This is a genomic window from Vibrio ulleungensis (assembly GCF_016900875.1).
In the GTDB taxonomy this organism is placed as follows: Bacteria; Pseudomonadota; Gammaproteobacteria; order Enterobacterales; family Vibrionaceae; genus Vibrio; species Vibrio ulleungensis.
This window is the reverse complement of sequence record NZ_JAFEUM010000001.1, coordinates 23175-40328: the sequence shown is the minus strand read 5'-3', so window position 1 is coordinate 40328 and position 17154 is coordinate 23175. Positions and strand designations below refer to the sequence as shown.

14 protein-coding genes and 1 pseudogene are annotated in these 17154 nt (G+C 45.2%); 8 read left to right on the top strand and 7 right to left on the bottom strand.

What is annotated here, in order from left to right:
* The first annotated feature begins 202 nt into the window (after nt 1-202).
* A complete protein-coding gene (locus tag JQC93_RS00195) occupies nt 203-1132 on the top strand; it encodes an NADP-dependent oxidoreductase (RefSeq protein ID WP_205156469.1) in 930 nt (309 codons plus the stop codon).
* 95 nt (nt 1133-1227) lie between these two features.
* On the opposite strand, the gene JQC93_RS00190 is transcribed toward JQC93_RS00195, so the two are convergent.
* Both JQC93_RS00190 and JQC93_RS00185 read right to left on the bottom strand, forming a co-directional pair.
* Nucleotides 1228-1743, bottom strand: a complete 516-nt coding sequence (locus JQC93_RS00190) for a hypothetical protein (RefSeq protein WP_205156468.1) — start codon at nt 1741-1743, stop codon at nt 1228-1230.
* Nucleotides 1744-1851: 108 nt separating this feature from the next.
* Nucleotides 1852-2772, bottom strand: a pseudogene (locus JQC93_RS00185) (LysR family transcriptional regulator).
* A gap of 144 nt (nt 2773-2916) precedes the next feature.
* Between JQC93_RS00185 and JQC93_RS00180 the strand changes: the two are divergent.
* Nucleotides 2917-4065, top strand: a complete 1149-nt coding sequence (locus tag JQC93_RS00180; protein WP_205156467.1) for an S-(hydroxymethyl)glutathione dehydrogenase/class III alcohol dehydrogenase — start codon at nt 2917-2919, stop codon at nt 4063-4065.
* Between the two features lie 60 nt (nt 4066-4125).
* The gene (gene fghA, locus JQC93_RS00175; RefSeq protein ID WP_205156466.1) at nt 4126-4965 is read left to right on the top strand and encodes an S-formylglutathione hydrolase; all 840 of its coding nucleotides are present in this window, start codon (nt 4126-4128) and stop codon (nt 4963-4965) included.
* Nucleotides 4966-4997: 32 nt separating this feature from the next.
* Here the strand turns inward: fghA and JQC93_RS00170 are convergent, their stop codons facing one another.
* Both JQC93_RS00170 and JQC93_RS00165 read right to left on the bottom strand, forming a co-directional pair.
* Nucleotides 4998-5903 carry an endonuclease/exonuclease/phosphatase family protein gene (locus JQC93_RS00170; RefSeq protein ID WP_205156465.1) on the bottom strand — a complete coding sequence of 302 codons (906 nt, stop codon included), beginning with the start codon at nt 5901-5903 and terminating at the stop codon, nt 4998-5000.
* A 77-nt stretch (nt 5904-5980) separates the two neighbouring features.
* On the bottom strand, nt 5981-6649 hold the full coding sequence (locus JQC93_RS00165) for a PilZ domain-containing protein (RefSeq protein ID WP_205156464.1): 669 nt from the start codon (nt 6647-6649) through the stop codon (nt 5981-5983).
* 165 nt (nt 6650-6814) lie between these two features.
* On the opposite strand from JQC93_RS00165, the gene JQC93_RS00160 reads away from it, so the two are divergent.
* On the top strand, nt 6815-7105 hold the full coding sequence (locus JQC93_RS00160) for a putative quinol monooxygenase (protein ID WP_205156463.1): 291 nt from the start codon (nt 6815-6817) through the stop codon (nt 7103-7105).
* Between the two features lie 69 nt (nt 7106-7174).
* On the opposite strand, the gene JQC93_RS00155 is transcribed toward JQC93_RS00160, so the two are convergent.
* On the bottom strand, nt 7175-8404 hold the full coding sequence (locus JQC93_RS00155) for a multidrug effflux MFS transporter (protein WP_456243392.1): 1230 nt from the start codon (nt 8402-8404) through the stop codon (nt 7175-7177).
* 284 nt (nt 8405-8688) lie between these two features.
* On the bottom strand, nt 8689-10575 hold the full coding sequence (locus tag JQC93_RS00150) for a methyl-accepting chemotaxis protein (RefSeq protein WP_205156462.1): 1887 nt from the start codon (nt 10573-10575) through the stop codon (nt 8689-8691).
* Nucleotides 10576-10894: 319 nt separating this feature from the next.
* Here JQC93_RS00150 and JQC93_RS00145 point away from each other — a divergent pair, with 319 nt between their 5' ends.
* A complete protein-coding gene (locus JQC93_RS00145) occupies nt 10895-11131 on the top strand; it encodes a hypothetical protein (RefSeq protein ID WP_205156461.1) in 237 nt (78 codons plus the stop codon).
* A gap of 203 nt (nt 11132-11334) precedes the next feature.
* On the opposite strand, the gene xylA is transcribed toward JQC93_RS00145, so the two are convergent.
* Nucleotides 11335-12654 carry a xylose isomerase gene (gene xylA / locus JQC93_RS00140; RefSeq protein WP_205156460.1) on the bottom strand — a complete coding sequence of 440 codons (1320 nt, stop codon included), beginning with the start codon at nt 12652-12654 and terminating at the stop codon, nt 11335-11337.
* Nucleotides 12655-13277: 623 nt separating this feature from the next.
* On the opposite strand from xylA, the gene xylF reads away from it, so the two are divergent.
* From xylF to JQC93_RS00125, 3 genes are all read left to right on the top strand, one after another.
* Complete coding sequence (gene xylF, locus JQC93_RS00135) at nt 13278-14270, top strand: D-xylose ABC transporter substrate-binding protein (protein ID WP_205156459.1); 993 nt, start codon at nt 13278-13280, stop codon at nt 14268-14270.
* Nucleotides 14271-14370: 100 nt separating this feature from the next.
* Nucleotides 14371-15891: a xylose ABC transporter ATP-binding protein gene (locus tag JQC93_RS00130; RefSeq protein WP_205156458.1), complete on the top strand. Its 1521-nt coding sequence runs from the start codon at nt 14371-14373 to the stop codon at nt 15889-15891.
* Nucleotides 15891-17063: a sugar ABC transporter permease gene (locus tag JQC93_RS00125; RefSeq protein WP_205156457.1), complete on the top strand. Its 1173-nt coding sequence runs from the start codon at nt 15891-15893 to the stop codon at nt 17061-17063. The genes JQC93_RS00130 and JQC93_RS00125 overlap by 1 nt, the downstream gene beginning before the upstream one ends.
* Nucleotides 17064-17154 lie beyond the last annotated feature (91 nt).

Here is a 17154-nt window from a genome sequence, read left to right as displayed (position 1 = left end):
CTGGCCCTTTTTTTGTCTGATTGATTGGTGGCCTGATGCTAGAGATAGCAGCCAATCAATCACGACTTGCTCGCGGCAATTCATTTAGACTTTTAAATTGCGCACAATTAGTTTGCATACAACTTAAAAGTGAGCTAAGGTGACACCCAAGGTTGATTAATACCAAACCAAATAAGACCGTTTACTCAATAAGGAAAGTTTTATGCGCGCAGTTCGAATTCACCAATATGGCGGTGTAGACACCCTCAAGCTCGACACAATAGATAAGCCAAGCATCAACGATGATGATGTTTTGATTCAGGTAAATGCGGCAGCGATAAACCCAGTTGATTGGAAAATCCGCGAAGGGTATCTTCAAGCGTTTATTCCTTATGAACTACCGGTGACACTGGGCTGGGACGTTGCCGGCATCGTGACTGAGGTCGGTGCTGATGTAACGGATATAAAAGTGGGCGACGAAGTGTTTAGCCGCCCGGCGATTCATCGTGACGGAAGCTACGCAGAGTTTATTGCGGTAAAAGCGGAAGAGGTCGCTATAAAATCACCAAAACTCGACTTTTCTGAAGCAGCGGCATTGCCACTTGCAGGAATTACAGCATGGCAGTGCTTGGTAGACGTCGCTGACGTGCAGCCTGGACAACGTGTACTGGTGCATGCTGGTGCTGGTGGCGTTGGGCACTTAGCCATTCAAATTGCTAAAGCTAAAGGTGCGGTCGTGGTTGCTACGGCATCAGCAAGCAATCAAGCACTGCTTAAAGAGCTTGGCGCGGATCAGGCGGTCGATTATTCGAAAGCCCCACTTGCCGAGCAGATTGATGCGGTGGATATTGTACTGGATACCATGGGTGGGGAAATTCAACAAAACTCTTGGGCACTGCTAAAAGACAACGGTATTTTGGTGTCGGTGGTGGATCAGCCAGATGAGTCTGTTGCGAAAGCGAACAATGCACGCTCAGCGTTTGTGTTTATTGAGCCAAGCCGCCGCATTTTGGAAGAGTTAAATACTCTTGTCGACGAAGATAAACTGCGCCCAATTATTGAACATCGCTTTACCCTAGAGACCATTGCAGAGGCACATTTGCAAAGCCAATCTGGTCGAACTCGAGGCAAAATAGTGGTTGATGTGAATTAATCGCTCCGATCATAATTGAATAACAAGAAGGCCTACGCATCCATGATGCCTAGGCCTTTTTTTAAATCTGTAGAACGCAATGTTGTTGCTACCCGTTAAAATGACAGGATCAAGCCCGTTGAATAGGTAGGGGCGACTGAATAGGACAAGTAGGTCGACTTTTTATCCAGAAAACTAAGATCCATACCTAATTTAAGAGCAAAGTTACTACTGAGCGCAACGACGCCGGCGATGGAAATGCTCAGTCCGCTTTGTTCAAGCGTTGGGTTATCAGAGCCCCAGTGATTTCTTGTACCACTATAAGTGGCATAGCCTACTTCAACCTGAAGAGAAGTATAGGAATTGCGCGGTATACTCATTTGTGCACCAATCCTGTAAGTAGTAATTTGGTCTTCATTGATCAGAAGAAACTGCGCTTGAGTATCGGTGTATGAAAGATAAATCGAATCCATATTATAAACGTCACGCAACCCTAGCTGAATACCGTATCCAGATAATCCCGAACCGATATAAGGTCCTGTTTTAATTTCAGGTGAGAAGTGAATGGTATTGGCGAAGAGCTGTGTAGCGGTGAGACTCATTATAAGAGCCAGTAAGCGTGTAACGTTCATTAATGTTCATCTTTTCTTACGGTAATAGAGTGATGCCATTTTTAGCAACGCTGGCTATTAGACGCGCAATTGAACAATAAATAAATTGACTATTTGCTATTGAGGTTATTAGTTATGCTTATCACCCTCCGATAGAGGAGTCTTGTTTGCAAACTCAGAGTGACCTAAGTGCTCGGCCAAAAAGTCGATCAAGGAGCGTACTTTTGGCGAGAGGTGACGATTTTCTGGATACAGCGCCCATACTCCCTCTTTTTCATCTCTAAATTCCCTCAACACTTCGACAAGCGATCCCGACTCTAAATCATGTTCAACATAATAATCGGGTAGTTGAACCAACCCTAGTCCGCTCATTGCTGCGCTGCGAAGCGCAACACCACTGTTGCATTTGATGCGCCCGTTAACTTTGAGCGTTTTAGGTGTGTTTTTCTCATGGAAGCGCCAGTAATCGTTAGATCCGATTAAGCTTTGATGCTGGGTGAGGTCAGATAATGCGAGTGGGAAGCCATGCTTTTCAATGTAGCCTGGGCTTGCGCAGACATACAGTTGGCGATCTGCGAGACGCTTTGCTCTTAAGGTGGAGTCTGCAAGTCGACCGAGGCGAATCGCCACATCAATGCTGTCCTCAATTAAGTCCAATTTTTGGTTGGTTAAATGAAGCTCTAACTCAACCGCTGGGTAATCATTTAAGAACTGATTCATGAGTGGGGCGATATGGGTTTCTCCATAGGTCACCGGGGCGGTGACTTTTATTAGACCTTTTGGCGACACTTGCATTTGGGTGACTAGCCTCTCGGCGTGATCTAAACCTTCGACCAATTGCTTACATGTATCGAATTAGAGTTGTCCGGCTTCAGTCAGAGTCACTTTTCGCGTGGTGCGGTGGAGCAGTTTAACCGCTAATCGTTGTTCGAGCTGAGCGACTCTACGGCTTACTTGAGCAACCGATGTCGACAACTTACGAGCGGCAGTCGTAAAGCTCGTGGATTCTGCTACCGCAACAAATTCTGTCACTCCTTCCCAATTACTCATTATATCTATTCCGTATTATCTGTAGCTATAGGATAAATTATTATTACGTATTTGTAATAATGATTTTCAAAATTGACGGCTAATCAGATCCTGAGAAATGTCTATACTATTCAAATACTCTATATACCCTCAAAGGAAAATCAGATGACACTTTCACTTAAGCCTGGTCAGAAAACCATCAAATCTAAAGCTGCAGTAGCCTGGGAGGCGGGTAAACCTTTGACCCTAGAAGAGGTGGACGTCGAACTGCCTAAAAAAGGTGAGGTATTAGTAAGAATTGTAGCGACTGGCGTATGCCACACAGATGCATTTACTCTATCTGGTGACGATCCTGAAGGTATTTTCCCTGCCATTTTGGGCCATGAAGGCGGTGGCATCGTCGAAATGGTGGGCGAAGGGGTGACTAGCGTTGCGGTTGGTGATCACGTAATTCCACTTTATACAGCAGAATGCGGAGAATGTAAGTTTTGCCTTTCTGGCAAAACGAACTTGTGTCAGGCAGTTCGTGAAACACAAGGTAAAGGGTTGATGCCAGATGGAACCAGCCGATTCTCGATAAACGGAGAAACTATATACCATTACATGGGCTGTTCGACATTTTCTGAATACACAGTGTTGCCAGAAATCTCATTGGCCAAAGTGAACCAACAAGCTCCGTTAGAAGAAGTGTGCTTATTGGGTTGCGGCGTAACCACCGGTATGGGCGCTGTACTCAACACCGCCAAAGTTGAAGAAGGTGCAACCGTGGCCATCTTTGGATTAGGTGGCATAGGTTTGTCTGCCATTATTGGTGCGCGCATGGCTGGTGCAAGCCGAATTATTGGTGTGGACATCAATGAGAGCAAATTTGAATTGGCCCAACAATTGGGCGCAACAGACATGATTAACCCACAAAAGCTCGATAAGCCGATACAAGAAGCCATCGTTGAAATGACTGACGGTGGGGTAGACTATTCATTTGAGTGCATCGGTAATGTTAACGTAATGCGTCAGGCATTAGAATGTTGTCATAAGGGCTGGGGAGAGTCAGTGATCATTGGTGTGGCTGGTGCTGGCCAAGAGATTTCAACTCGGCCATTTCAGTTAGTGACTGGTCGCGTATGGCGCGGAAGTGCCTTTGGTGGCGTAAAAGGCCGCTCTGAATTACCGGAAATTGTTGAGCGCTACATGGCTGGAGATTTCGGTCTTCAAGAGTTTATCACTCATACCATGGGACTTGAGGACGTAAACCAAGCCTTTGACCTAATGCACGAAGGAAAGAGTATTCGTACTGTGATCCACATGGATCAATAAGGATAGATTCAGTCAGAGATTACCGGCTTACCGGTAATCTCAATGCTTATGGATGTAAAAATGAACAATGTAAGTCAAAATCGAGTGTGTAGCGGTTGGCATAGACAGTACACCCATGACTCAGAAGTGCTGGGGTGCGAAATGCGTTTTGCGCTCTTTTTGCCCATTGGAGCAACGACTACTAAGCCGGTTCCAGTGCTCTACTGGCTATCCGGTTTAACCTGTACTGACGAAAACTTTATGCAAAAAGCCGGTGCCTTTAAAATGGCCGCAGAGCTTGGCATTGCAATAGTAGCACCCGATACCAGCCCTCGTGGCGATGACGTTGCGGACGATGACAGCTACGATTTAGGACAAGGGGCAGGGTTCTACCTTAACGCAACACAAGAGCCGTGGTCTAAGCACTACCAGATGTACGACTACATCTCTCAAGAACTGCCGCAGCTGATTGAAGAGCACTTTCCAGTATCGAGTAAAAAATCCATTTCTGGCCACAGTATGGGTGGGCACGGTGCAATTACGATTGGCCTAAAGAATCCCCATCGTTACCGCTCTATATCGGCGTTTAGCCCAATCTGCAATCCAATGAATGTACCTTGGGGGAAAAAGGCGTTTTCGGCTTACTTAGGCGATAATCTGGAGTTATGGCGAGAATATGATAGTTGTGAGCTGCTCAAGCGGGCTAAGTCAGAGCTTCCTATTTTGGTTGACCAAGGTGACGCCGATAATTTCTTGGCAGAGCAGTTGAGTCCCGAACAACTGATAAAAGCGGCGAACGAGTGGGATTCTGATGTCACTGTGCATATGCAGCATGGGTACGATCATAGCTACTACTTCATTTCCAGTTTTATTGACCAGCACTTAAAGTTTCACGCGAAGTATTTGCTAATGGAGCGTTAAGGTGAAAGCGAGCGTACACGCCATTGCACCACTTATAACGGAGCAAGACTGATATTGGCGACGATCGCTTTATGATCGGACATTACAAGGGGGCTTACTGTAAACTGATTAAACATCAGATCATCGGACAAGATGATCCAGTCGAGCCTTTTGCTGTTATACGTGTTCAGGTTGCCGGTATCCGCTTGATAGGTATGAAGGTGGTGCTCAATGCTTGACGATACCAGCCTTTTTGCAATATCAGCACTATTAAAGTCCCCCATAATGGCGAGTGGATTTCCACGGTCAATGAGCACGTCGGTCAACTCTTGAAGCTGCTGTTTTCGTACCGCCTCACGGAGAAAGTCCATGTGCAAGGAAACAACATCAAGCATTACGGGTCCATTGGTTGTTTCCCATTTTACTTCAATCAGTGTGAACCCTTTGCGAGTTGTCGGAAATGAAGGCGAGAATGTGACCCCTTCGGCATAGTAAATCTCATGCTTGGACAGCACTGCTGTTCCATATTGGCCAAACCAACTATGAACGTGAGAGGTGTGGGCTGATTGATAATGACCAGTGCGATGGGCAATGTAACTAATATGGTCAAAGTCACCACTCCACCACGACGGCAAATCGGCTTCTTGTAACGCCACAATATCGGCGTCAACGTCGACCAAAAACTGACTGACCAGTGTTAAGTTTTTTTCTATTTGCTCTTTAGAGGTAAGGATTTGGCTAACATTCGTCTTACGCCCGTGCGCCAAGTTTAAACTGACCAGATTGATCGAATCTTTGGCGGTAGGCAGCATCGTATCGGGGTAATGCTGAACATGTAAATCCTGATTGATTCCCGAAGCTGCCCAAGCAGGAAATGCGACTGCAATAGCGGCAAGCAGCATGAACAGAGGTGACCATAGGCTTGCAACCGAACGCCACCTTGAATTAATTGACATCATTGAAGTCCTCAAAGTGGTTTTTGACGCTTACATTTCATGTTGCAACAGTATGGCTTACTTATAGTAAGTTTCCATTATTACAACAATCCGCTTTCAAATGATGATTCTAACAATTGGCTTTTCAGCTGATTGGTCAGCTCAAGCGGCGTCTCAAAACGCACTCCAATAAACCAACCTTGCGCTTGTTTAGTGATTTTAGCGACAGAGCATATGTTGTTGTCATCAATATAGTGGCTAAATTCGGACTGTATAAAGACTCGATCACCTTCGTTGAAATCGGGTTCGATGTGGGTTTTTATACCACATCCAGATATGGAGAAATCAGCCAGTGTGGCTTCATAGAGATTATTTTGATGATCGAGAGTGCAAGGCAGTTCCATTTTATAGCGTTCGTGTTCACGAACCGCTTTACTCGCAAAATTAAATGGCAGACGAGTAAATATGATAGGGCTAGGTTTATTCAAAACCATCAAGATGCTGGTCTTAAAGGCAATCACGTGGCCTAACTCAGTATTGGATACTCCTCTGACGACGACATCGGCATTTTCTAAGCGGCGAATGGATTGTTCGCTGAGCATACGTTGAGGCACATCTATAATCAGGTAGCCGCTGTCTTTACGTCCGACGAAGGTCGCGGGGTAGTTAAACTTACTGCCTTCACCAAACTCAAACGTCAGGGTGAGGTTCATACCAATTTGTAGAAACTTGTAGAGCTGCTCAAGCGTTTGCGGGTTTGCAGTGGGCATCCTTACCTCGTTGCGTCGATCATACACAAACGAGAATATCGTACTGTTTGGTAACAAGGCAAGTCCGATGTCAAAAGTGTGCCGCAATTGCCTTTTAGACTACCGCAAGGTGAACTACTCTACAGGTAGCCAATTCTTAGGCACCATTAAAGGAAGGAATACAGCATGACTACATTGACTATTGTTGCCAATATCAAGGCTAAAGACGGTGAAGTGGACCGAGTAAAATCCGAGTTGCTTAAATTGATCGATGCTACGCGTGCCGAAGAAGGGTGCATCAACTATGACCTGCACCAAGACAACGAAAACCCAGCCCACTTTCTATTTTTTGAAAACTGGGTGTCGCGAGAACTTTGGCAAGCTCATATGGGAACACCCCACATTGCCGATTATTTAGCAGCCACGGAAGGTGCGGTCGAATCCTTTGTCGTGAATGAGATGACTCACATCGGGTAAAACGCTAATTCTTCTAGAGTTAAGCTTGGCTTAACTCTAGCTTCTGTATCCTCGGATGTTTACGGTATCTTAAGATACAGGGCTCTCAGCGGGCGCCTCTTGTTCTGGTAAGTTACTCACAACAAAAGATTTGTTGCGAAGCATCAACCAGCCTCCCAAGCCAATCATACCAGTTGCTAATTGGATAAATCCTAAATTGTCGATGAGTGCTTCAGGTCTCAGCGATACTAAGATCATGCCTGCAGAACCACACATCATGCTAAAGAACTGAATCAGTGCAACTGCCGATCCAGTATCGGTACTTTGCTGCTCGAGCATCAGGTTTGTACCTGGTATACGTGTAGTAATGATAACTAGCGTAGCTGGAGCGGCAATGAATGCAAAGACCCACGGAGAAAGATGACCAATGGTTAGGGTGGTCGCGCCGCAGACTGCCAGCAATACATAGCAACCGGTAATAATGCTAGGGATGGGAACAGCGCGCGAAATTTTCATGTAAATGCGCGGCCCTAGTGATGCAAACATCGCATTAAACGCAAAAGCGTAGCTAAATTGCTGTTCGGTCAATCCAAACTCATCAATATAGATGTACGAACCCGCAGCCAAAAAGCCCATTAGAGCAATTGGAGTGATTGAAAACACGCACAGCAGAGCAACAAAGTTGGGGTTTTTTAGTACCACGCCCAATCGAGTCCACGAACGGGCTACCGAGCCCGTGTATCGAGTCTCTATGGTTTCTTGATAGCTCATGGCGATGAACCCAGCCACTACACCAAATATGGCTAAAGCTACAAACATCATCTGCCAAGACGCGAATTTCAATAGCAGTGCGCCAATCACTGGCGCGACCATTGGGGCAATAATCACCAACGACATGATGGTGCCCATGATTTTTTCGCGCTCTCGACCATCGTAGAGATCTTTTACAATGGCGGTAGCAACGATGGTTACAGCACTGCCCCCAAAAGCTTGAAACAGTCGAGCCCCAATGAGCGCTTCAATGCTGCCTGCCATTGCACACATGGCACTGGCGAGAACGTATAGCCCTATCCCGGTAAGTAAAATGGGTTTGCGACCGTATTTTTCACTCAAAGGTCCCCAAAAGAGTAGACCGATAGCATAGGTGACAAAGTAAACACTCAAGGTCAAATTAACCATGGTTTGGCTGGTGTCAAAAATGTCTACCATTTGTGGAAGTGCTGGAAGGTAAAGGTCTGTGGTCAGTGGCGGGAAGGCACTAATGATGACCAAGAAGAAAAGCATTCCCTTTTCTCCAAGAATAGTTTGTGGTTTTTTCACGATGATGATCCTACGAAGCGATAAAGACCACTGAGGGTTATCTAACCTGCACTTTAGAGTGTACAAAGACCATCGCGACTAAAAATGGTGGCCGTTATTTAGAGTAACCAAGAGACTGTTTCAGGAGGGTCTTTTGTTGATTAAGTCAACCAATATGTTACGCCTATACGTTGACTTGGTCAACTATTATTCAGTTACTAGGGGAAGTTTTTTACGAGTGGACAAAACAATAATAAACCCCGCCTAAGCATACCTAGGCGGGGTTCTAACAACACAAGTCGGTGTTAGGCGAGCTTAAAAGTCGATACTTTTTGACTTAATGCTTCAACTTCAGACTTCACCATTCCTGCCGACGTCGAGCTGGCTTCAGAGTTAACCACTAGCTGGTCAGCAACGTCTTTAATCAGTGTGATGTTCTGTGTCACTTCACCTGTTACGTGCGTCTGCTGCTCTGCGGCTGTGGCGATTTGGGTGGCCATATCGCTAATAAGAGTGACCGCTTGGCTAATTTCTTCAAGGGCCTCTGTCGCTTTATCCGCATCATCGACAGAGTTACCGGCAAGATCAGCACTGCTTTCCATCAACGATACAGCTTTGGTTGTGGTGTTTTGCAATGTATCGATGGTCGACTTGATCTCTTCAGTAGATGAATGAGTGCGCTGAGAGAGCACACGGACTTCATCGGCCACGACCGCGAACCCACGACCTTGCTCGCCAGCACGCGCCGCTTCAATTGCAGCGTTCAGAGCGAGTAAGTTTGTTTGTTCAGCAATGCCCTGAATGGTTGATAGTACAGTAGAGATCTCTTGCGCATGGCGGTTTAAGTCGCTCACTACTTCACCCGCGGTTTCCAGCTCTTTGGCTAAGCTGTTGATTGAGCTACGGGTATGATCGACCATTTCTCGACCATTTTGAGTGCTGTTGGTCGACTCTTGCGCCGCCTGAGCGGTCTGCTCTGCATTGGAGGAGATTTCTTGGGTAGCAGAAGACAATTCGGTCACCGCCGTTGCTACTAAAGTGATTTCTTGTTGCTGTTGGTTAATCCCTTCAACCGCGCGCTCAGCTAATTGAGAGCTCTCTTGTGAGTGACGATCTAGGTGAGTCGACTGGGTGCGAATGTGGCCGATAAGCTCGTTAAGACTGGCAACAAAAATATTGAAGTTGTTTGCTAGTTTGCCCACTTCATCTTCACTTTCGACTTTTATTCGTTGCGTGAGATCGCCATTTCCATTGGCGATTTGTTCTAGTGCGTGAGAGACATTATTGAGCGGTTGGAACAACAGATTACACAGCACACTAAACAGTCCAATGCAGACCATCACAACAATACTGGTGACAATCAGTTGTTGCCAGATTGCGCTATTAAGTGGTGCCACAAGAGAGTCGTAGTTCACCACGGCCACCGTCGTTAATGTGGTGCCCGGAATTTGGCGTGCGTGGATCACCGACTTATCGCCATCAATGGTTGCAATCACATTGGTCGCACCTTGTGTTGCTGATGCGATGCTAGACGTTTCTACACCCAGTTGATTCACTGGTTTATTGAGTAAGTCAGTATTTGGGTGCGTAAAAATGTTGCCCTTGTCATTCATGATGAACATGTAGCCACTGCCAGGCAAAATTACCTGAGAAAGTCCGTTGACGATATCGGTGATCTCTACGTCCGCACCAAGTACAACTTGCTGCCCCGCCAGATTAACGGCTTTACCGAGTGATACTACGTTCGCGCCCGTTGCCGCTGCAACAGTAGGATTATCCATAAATACTTTGGTCGGCGTTTTTTTAGCATTGATGTACCAGCCCCATTTACGAGGGTCATCATTGCCCGGTGGTAGCACTACGCCATTTGCATTGTCTTGGCTACCGTCTGGATAGGCGAGAAAAACGTTATCAAAGGCCGCGGAGTGACGCACCTGCTTAAGATGGGTGACAATGTTGCTTTTATCGATGTCAGATGAAAGAGAAGTCAAAGAGCGCTCTTTGGACACAAGCCAATCGGTGACGTACTGATTGTATGCAGTAACGGTCCCTTTAAGGTTTTGTTCCACCTCTACCTCAAGACGATTTAATGACGCATTGTAAGAGAGGGCTTCAACCAACATACCTCCAATGACAATGGCAACGCTGGCGGAGAGCGCCAGTTTGTTTTTAAGCGATAGTTTTTTAAACATGTTCATCCATACACCGTATTTTTGCTCTATTCACGAGCAAAGTCTTATTGTTATACCCAACTCAAATAACGCTGGCTTTCGAGGCTGTGTATCGACGAAAGAAGCAATTTCTTAAATGGTAATGTTACAAAACCGGACGCACCTCTAAAGTTTCGTTACATTTTGCAAAAAGAAACGTAAAGGAGCGCTCACCAGTAGTTTTTCGGGCGAGAACTGGTATTTCACCGAGTATGGAAAAGTGATCGATTTATCTACGATAACCATATCAATAGATACAGAGCAAACATTGCATACTTTGTGCATGTTAGGGGAAACGATTATGGCTTACTCATCTTTAGTACTTTATAGAAGAGATATGGATGGTCTCATGGCAATCCAAGATACATGGCGTGACTCTTACATGAAATGTTCAATGTTGTTTGGCGAAGTAAAATCGCAATGGTTGTCAGATTCTAGCAGCGAATACCGCTTGGATTTGGTCGATAATAACCAACAGGTTGTGTCGAGTAAGATTTTGAAAGTGTCGGATGATTTGAGCATTGGGCAGATCGTATAGCGCTTAAAAAAAGCGATACACGAGCGCTTAAAAGCGGAAGATTTAGTGGGTAACTGGCCTTTAATCAGTACGAAAATAAGCGAAGAGGGCTCGCCTGAAAGTGACATTGTTCTCCTTGTTATGCCTAGCGCATGATGAGCATGCACTTCATTGGTTTGCAGCGACCTGGATGGTCGCTGCCTTTTTAGTTTAGTGATTGGGTTTTATTTAAATATGAAGCCGTTAACAATATTCTCCAGAGCTTCTTGGCGTCCAGAGACCACTTCTGGCGTCAAATCGTGTTGCGTAGCATAGTGCGCAACTTGCTCTAAACTCATGTCTCCAGCAAGAATTTTACGGCCAAGCTCGTCATTCCAACCAGCATAACGCTGAGCGATGTTCTTCGACAGTACATCATTTTCAACCATGTCCGCAGCCTTCAACAGTGACAACGCCATCGTATCCATTCCGCCAATATGACCGTGGAAGAAGTCGGCCATATCAATGGATGGTCTGCGCACGCGAGCATCAAAGTTAAATCCACCGGTACCAAAACCACCGGCTTTAAGAATTTCGTACATGATCAGTGTGTTTTCTTCAACACTATTTGGGAATTGGTCAGTATCCCATCCAAGCTGTGGGTCTCCTCGGTTTGCATCGATTGAGCCAAAAATACCTAACGATATCGCGGTCGCGATTTCATGGTGGAAACTGTGCCCCGCTAATGTGGCGTGGTTTGCTTCAATGTTGACCTTAACTTCATTTTCTAGGCCAAACTGCTTCAAGAAACCATACACGGTTGCGGTATCGTAATCGTACTGATGCTTAGTAGGCTCTTGAGGTTTGGGCTCAATGAGAATCGTGCCGTTAAAGCCAATCTTGTGCTTGTGCTCCACGACCATTTGCATAAATCGACCTAGCTGCTCGCGCTCTTGACGTAGGTCGGTATTTAGCAAGGTTTCGTATCCTTCGCGTCCTCCCCACAGCACATAGTTTTCACCACCAAGTCTCTTGGTTGCGCCCATGGCGTTAAAGACTTGAGTTGCCGCATAGGCAAAGATCTCTGGATTAGGGTTGGTCGCAGCACCCGCAAGATAGCGTCGATTAGAAAAGACATTGGCTGTACCCCAAAGCAATTTCACGCCGGATTCTTGTTGTTTGCGTTCCATGACGTCGACCATGGCCGCTAGGTTGTTCTCGTACTCTTTAATCGAGTTGCCTTCATGCGCAATGTCGGTGTCGTGGAAGCAGTAGAATGGCACGTTGAGTTTTTCGTAAAACTCAAAGGCTGCATTGGCTTTTACGAGATACGCTTCTTTAGGATCGGAGACTTTTAACCATTCGTGTTCAAACGTGCCGTCTCCAAAAATGTCAGCCCCTGGCCAGCGGAAGTTGTGCCAATAACATGCGGCAAATCGTAAATGCTCTTTCATGCTTTTGCCAAGAACCACACGATCAGGGTCATAGTGTTTAAAGGCGAGTGGATTTGAAGACTCACGGCCTTCAAATTGAATTTTCGGAATGTTTTTGAAGATTTCTGTCATGAGCAATAATCCATATTTTGTAAAATAACAGTCGCTTTTGATGATTGTCATTAATCGTATATATAGCAATTATGAAATTTCGTAGTTAAATTCTAGTTTTTGGTAATTGTGCTCTAGCTCTCATTATCAATAATGCTGCTACTGCGTTAAATCACAGCTGAGTTTTTAACTCGTTGATATATAAAATGTTGCGTAATACTCTTAGTGAAAATTATATTTTGTAGCGTTCATATTATTTGAAGGCTGTAAAAAAATTGAGGCTAAATTCCCGATTAACAAAGGGATGAAGCACATTATTTTCACTTAAGTCCATGCGGTACATAGGATTTAGTTCGTATCTGTACTTGTATTCCTAACCCACCCAATTTTTTGTGAAAATTCAGCATAGATAGTCAGTTAATTCGGTGAGTGAAGTGCAAAGCCGTGACTAATATACCTGTTCTTTTTTTGCGCAGAGAATCAAAAGTTTAATCTGTGTCACATTGGCTTAACAAAATAAAAAAACGTAAAAGAGTTATAAATTTTTGGAAAAGAACTTTGATAATTAGTGTTCTAGATTGACATTCGAGGTTCACTAGTTTGTGAATTTTAATAAAATATTACGTGAGACAAAGGATAGTATAATGAAAAAAGTAATAGTAATGTTATGTGCGCTGGTGATTGGATTATCCGCACCGGCCTTTGCGCAAGTTAAGATTGGGATGGTAATCGATGACTTACGTCTAGAAAGATGGCAGCGCGATAGAGATCTATTTGTAAACCGCGCAGAAGAGCTGGGTGCAAAAGTATATGTGCAGTCAGCAAACGGAAATGAACAAACTCAAATTGCACAAATAGAAAATATGATTTCTAGAGGCGTAGATGTCTTGGTAATCATTCCTACTAACGGTCAAGTGCTATCTAATGTGATTAAAGAAGCCAAGATTGATGGTATTAATATTCTTGCTTACGATCGCCTCATTAATAATGCCGATATCGACTTCTATCTCTCATTTGATAATGAAAAGGTCGGTGAACTTCAAGCGACAGCTTTGCTAGCGACACAACCAAGTGGTAAATACTTCCTAATGGGTGGTGCGCCTACCGATAATAACGCTAAGTTATTCCGTCAAGGTCAAATGAACGTGTTACAACCAAAAATCGACGCGGGTGATATTCAGGTTGTGGGTGATCAATGGGTTGACTCATGGTTGGCAGAAAACGCGCTGAAAATTATGGAAAATGCGTTAACAGCAAACAATAACGACATTGATGTTGTGGTTGCGTCTAACGACTCTACGGCGGGCGGTGCGATTCAAGCACTTGAAGCGCAAGGTTTAGCGGGTAAAGTAGCTATTTCTGGTCAGGATGCCGATTTAGCTGCAGTGCGTCGTATTGTAGAAGGTACTCAGACAATGACTATCTACAAGCCTATTGCAGCGCTTGCTACTAAAGCCGCTGAGCTTGCTGTCGATTTGGGTAACGATAAAGCACCAGACCAAAATGCTGTGCTAAACAACGGCATGAAAGACGTTCCTTCATGGCTGTTAGAGCCAGTTGCAGTCAACAAAGCAAACCTAAAAACCACCGTCATTGCTGACAATTTCCACGCTGAAAAAGATGTATATCATCAATAACTTAGTAAGTGCTGGGTAAAACCAATCGCTTAGAGTTTAGATTGCCTGCTGGGGCAAACTGTTACCAGCTTCAGCAGGCCTGAAAAAATAGAGGTTAAAGATGTCTCTTTTGGAAATGAATAATATCGTGAAGTGTTTTGGTCCCGTTAAAGCGCTTGATGGTGTCAGCATTACCCTTGAAGCAGGCGAAGTTCTTTCACTGTGTGGAGAGAATGGATCGGGAAAATCGACTCTCATGAAGGTGCTGTGTGGTATTTACCCGGATGGGGATTATCAGGGCACGATCCATTATAAAGGCCAGCAAATAAGGCCAACCGGTATTGCCGACACCGAAGCTCTGGGTATCGCCATTATCCACCAGGAGCTCACTTTAGTTAAAGAACTGTCCATTTTAGAAAATCTATTTCTAGGGGCAGAGCTGACAAAATACGGTTTTATGGATTTTGAGCTGATGCACTACGAGGCTGAAATCCTGCTTAAGAAAGTAAAACTAAACGTTTCCCCAGAGACGAAAGTCGGTGATTTAGGGGTAGGTCAACAGCAGTTGGTTGAGATAGCAAAAGCGCTGTCTAAAAACGCCAAGTTGTTGGTCTTAGACGAGCCTACTGCACCATTGACGGAGTCAGAAACACAAATACTGCTCGATCTGGTGATGGAATTGCGCGAGACCGGGGTAAGTTGCATTTATATTTCGCACAAGCTTGGAGAGGTAAAAGCGATCTCCGATCACATTTGCGTTATCCGAGATGGAAAACACATTGGCACACGTGCGGCGTCCGAGATGACAACAGATGACATCATTACCATGATGGTTGGGCGCGCGATGACGCAATTATTCCCGCGCGAAGAACATGACATCGGTGATGTTGTATTAGAAGTAAAAAACGTAAACGCATGGGATAAAGCGAACTCATCGATTCCAAAAGTTAAAAATGCCAGCTTTTCGCTCAAAAAAGGCGAAATACTAGGGGTATCTGGGCTAGTTGGCGCTGGACGTACCGAACTTATGGAGTGCCTGTACGGCTGCTACCTAGGTAAATACAGCGGAGAGTTTTACTTAGAGGGTAAAGCGCTCGCGATCAACAGCAGTAAAGACGCGCTTCAATTGGGAATAGCCATGGTGCCAGAAGACCGAAAGCGTCACGGCATTATTCCCATTATGGGGGTGGGAGAAAACATCACCTTGGCTGGGATTGACCAGTTTCAAAAATTTGGGTTGCTGGATGACTCGAAAGAGGCGAGCGCAATACTGGACTCAATAGACAAACTCACAGTAAAGACACCCAATGCCGAACTGCCGATTAAAAACTTGTCTGGCGGTAACCAGCAAAAAGCCATTTTAGCGCGTTTTTTGATGGTGAGCCCCGAAGTTCTCATACTGGATGAGCCGACACGAGGTATCGATGTAGGCGCAAAATACGAAATCTACAAGCTGATGTTTCAGCTTGTGAAAAAAGGAATAAGCATCATTATGATTTCATCTGAATTGCCTGAGGTTTTGGGTATTAGTGACCGAGTGCTAGTGATGCACGAAGGAGTGATCAAAGGTGATCTTATTAACCAAAATCTCACGCAAGAAATTGTGATGGATTGTGCATTATCTGAAGGAGCGGTCGCGTAATGGAACAGTCAAAAGAAATTGAGCCCGTAGCTCAACAAGGCGTAATCAGTAAGCTGAAAAATATGAATATTCAGTTGCTGGTCATGGCGGCAGCCATCATTTTCATCATGCTGTTTTTCAGCATCATGACAGAATGGAGTTACTTAACCCCACGTAATATTTCTAACCTTTTCCGTCAAACGGCAATCACCGGTATTTTGGCCATTGGTATGGTGTTTGTCATCATTAGTGGCGAGATAGACCTTTCAGTCGGTTCGATGATGGGCCTTCTGGGTGGCGCCGCAGCCATTATGGATGTTTGGCTTGGTTTGCCTTTGCCACTCACCATAGTGTTGACGCTTGTTGCTGGCTTCTTGTTAGGGGCTTGGAACGGTTGGTGGGTGTCGTATCGTAAGGTACCGTCGTTCATTGTTACCTTGGCCGGTATGTTGGCATTTCGCGGTATTTTGATTGGTATTACTGACGGTACCACCGTTGCGCCAACCTCTGATGCTATGTCGTTAATTGGCCAGAGCTACTTACCTAATATGTTTAGCCTTTTGGCAGGTATTGGTTGCTTAGTGTTGTACTTTGCTTGGCAGAAGAAAAGAGACGTTACTCGCGATAAATACCAACTCCCAACGGCGGGTAATCAAGCGCTGCTACTAAAAAATAGTGCGATTGGTATTGCGGTGCTAGCGTTTATTTGGGTTCTCAATAGCTATCGCGGTGTACCAACGCCGGTGCTACTGTTAACGGTGTTTTTGATAGCCGGAACCATTATCGCGAGTAAAACTCGATTTGGCCGACGTATATACGCGATCGGTGGCAACATCGATGCCGCTAGACTGTCGGGCATTGACGTCGAAAAAACCAAAATGTCGGTCTACGCCATGAATGGCTTTTTGGTGGCGGTTGCCGCGCTGATTCTAAGCTCACGCCTAGGGGCGGGTTCTCCTTCAGCAGGTAATATAGCCGAGCTTGATGCCATCGCAGCCTGTGTGATTGGTGGCACCAGTATGGCTGGTGGTGTTGGTACTGTTATTGGTGCGGTTGTAGGCGCGTTTATTATGGCATCACTCGATAATGGGATGAGCATGATGGATGTACCAACCTTTTGGCAATACATCGTTAAAGGCTCGATATTGCTTCTCGCAGTATGGATGGACAGTGCGACTAAGCAAAGAAGGTAACGACAAAACATCTCAATATACGCGACTTCTTCCTAGCGTAGATCTCAATGATTTTTGCTTATTCGGTGCGACCGATTAAGCAAAAATCACT

Excerpts from the sequence above, each read along its gene's own strand:
- JQC93_RS00195 (WP_205156469.1), top strand. The coding sequence starts at position 203 with ATGCGCGCAGTTCGAATTCACCAATATGGCGGTGTAGACACCCTCAAG.
- JQC93_RS00190 (WP_205156468.1), bottom strand. The coding sequence starts at position 1,743 with ATGAACGTTACACGCTTACTGGCTCTTATAATGAGTCTCACCGCTACA.
- JQC93_RS00180 (WP_205156467.1), top strand. The coding sequence starts at position 2,917 with ATGACACTTTCACTTAAGCCTGGTCAGAAAACCATCAAATCTAAAGCT.
- fghA (WP_205156466.1), top strand. The coding sequence starts at position 4,126 with ATGAACAATGTAAGTCAAAATCGAGTGTGTAGCGGTTGGCATAGACAG.
- JQC93_RS00170 (WP_205156465.1), bottom strand. The coding sequence starts at position 5,903 with ATGATGTCAATTAATTCAAGGTGGCGTTCGGTTGCAAGCCTATGGTCA.
- JQC93_RS00165 (WP_205156464.1), bottom strand. The coding sequence starts at position 6,649 with ATGCCCACTGCAAACCCGCAAACGCTTGAGCAGCTCTACAAGTTTCTA.
- JQC93_RS00160 (WP_205156463.1), top strand. The coding sequence starts at position 6,815 with ATGACTACATTGACTATTGTTGCCAATATCAAGGCTAAAGACGGTGAA.
- JQC93_RS00150 (WP_205156462.1), bottom strand. The coding sequence starts at position 10,575 with ATGTTTAAAAAACTATCGCTTAAAAACAAACTGGCGCTCTCCGCCAGC.
- JQC93_RS00145 (WP_205156461.1), top strand. The coding sequence starts at position 10,895 with ATGGCTTACTCATCTTTAGTACTTTATAGAAGAGATATGGATGGTCTC.
- xylA (WP_205156460.1), bottom strand. The coding sequence starts at position 12,654 with ATGACAGAAATCTTCAAAAACATTCCGAAAATTCAATTTGAAGGCCGT.
- xylF (WP_205156459.1), top strand. The coding sequence starts at position 13,278 with ATGAAAAAAGTAATAGTAATGTTATGTGCGCTGGTGATTGGATTATCC.
- JQC93_RS00130 (WP_205156458.1), top strand. The coding sequence starts at position 14,371 with ATGTCTCTTTTGGAAATGAATAATATCGTGAAGTGTTTTGGTCCCGTT.
- JQC93_RS00125 (WP_205156457.1), top strand. The coding sequence starts at position 15,891 with ATGGAACAGTCAAAAGAAATTGAGCCCGTAGCTCAACAAGGCGTAATC.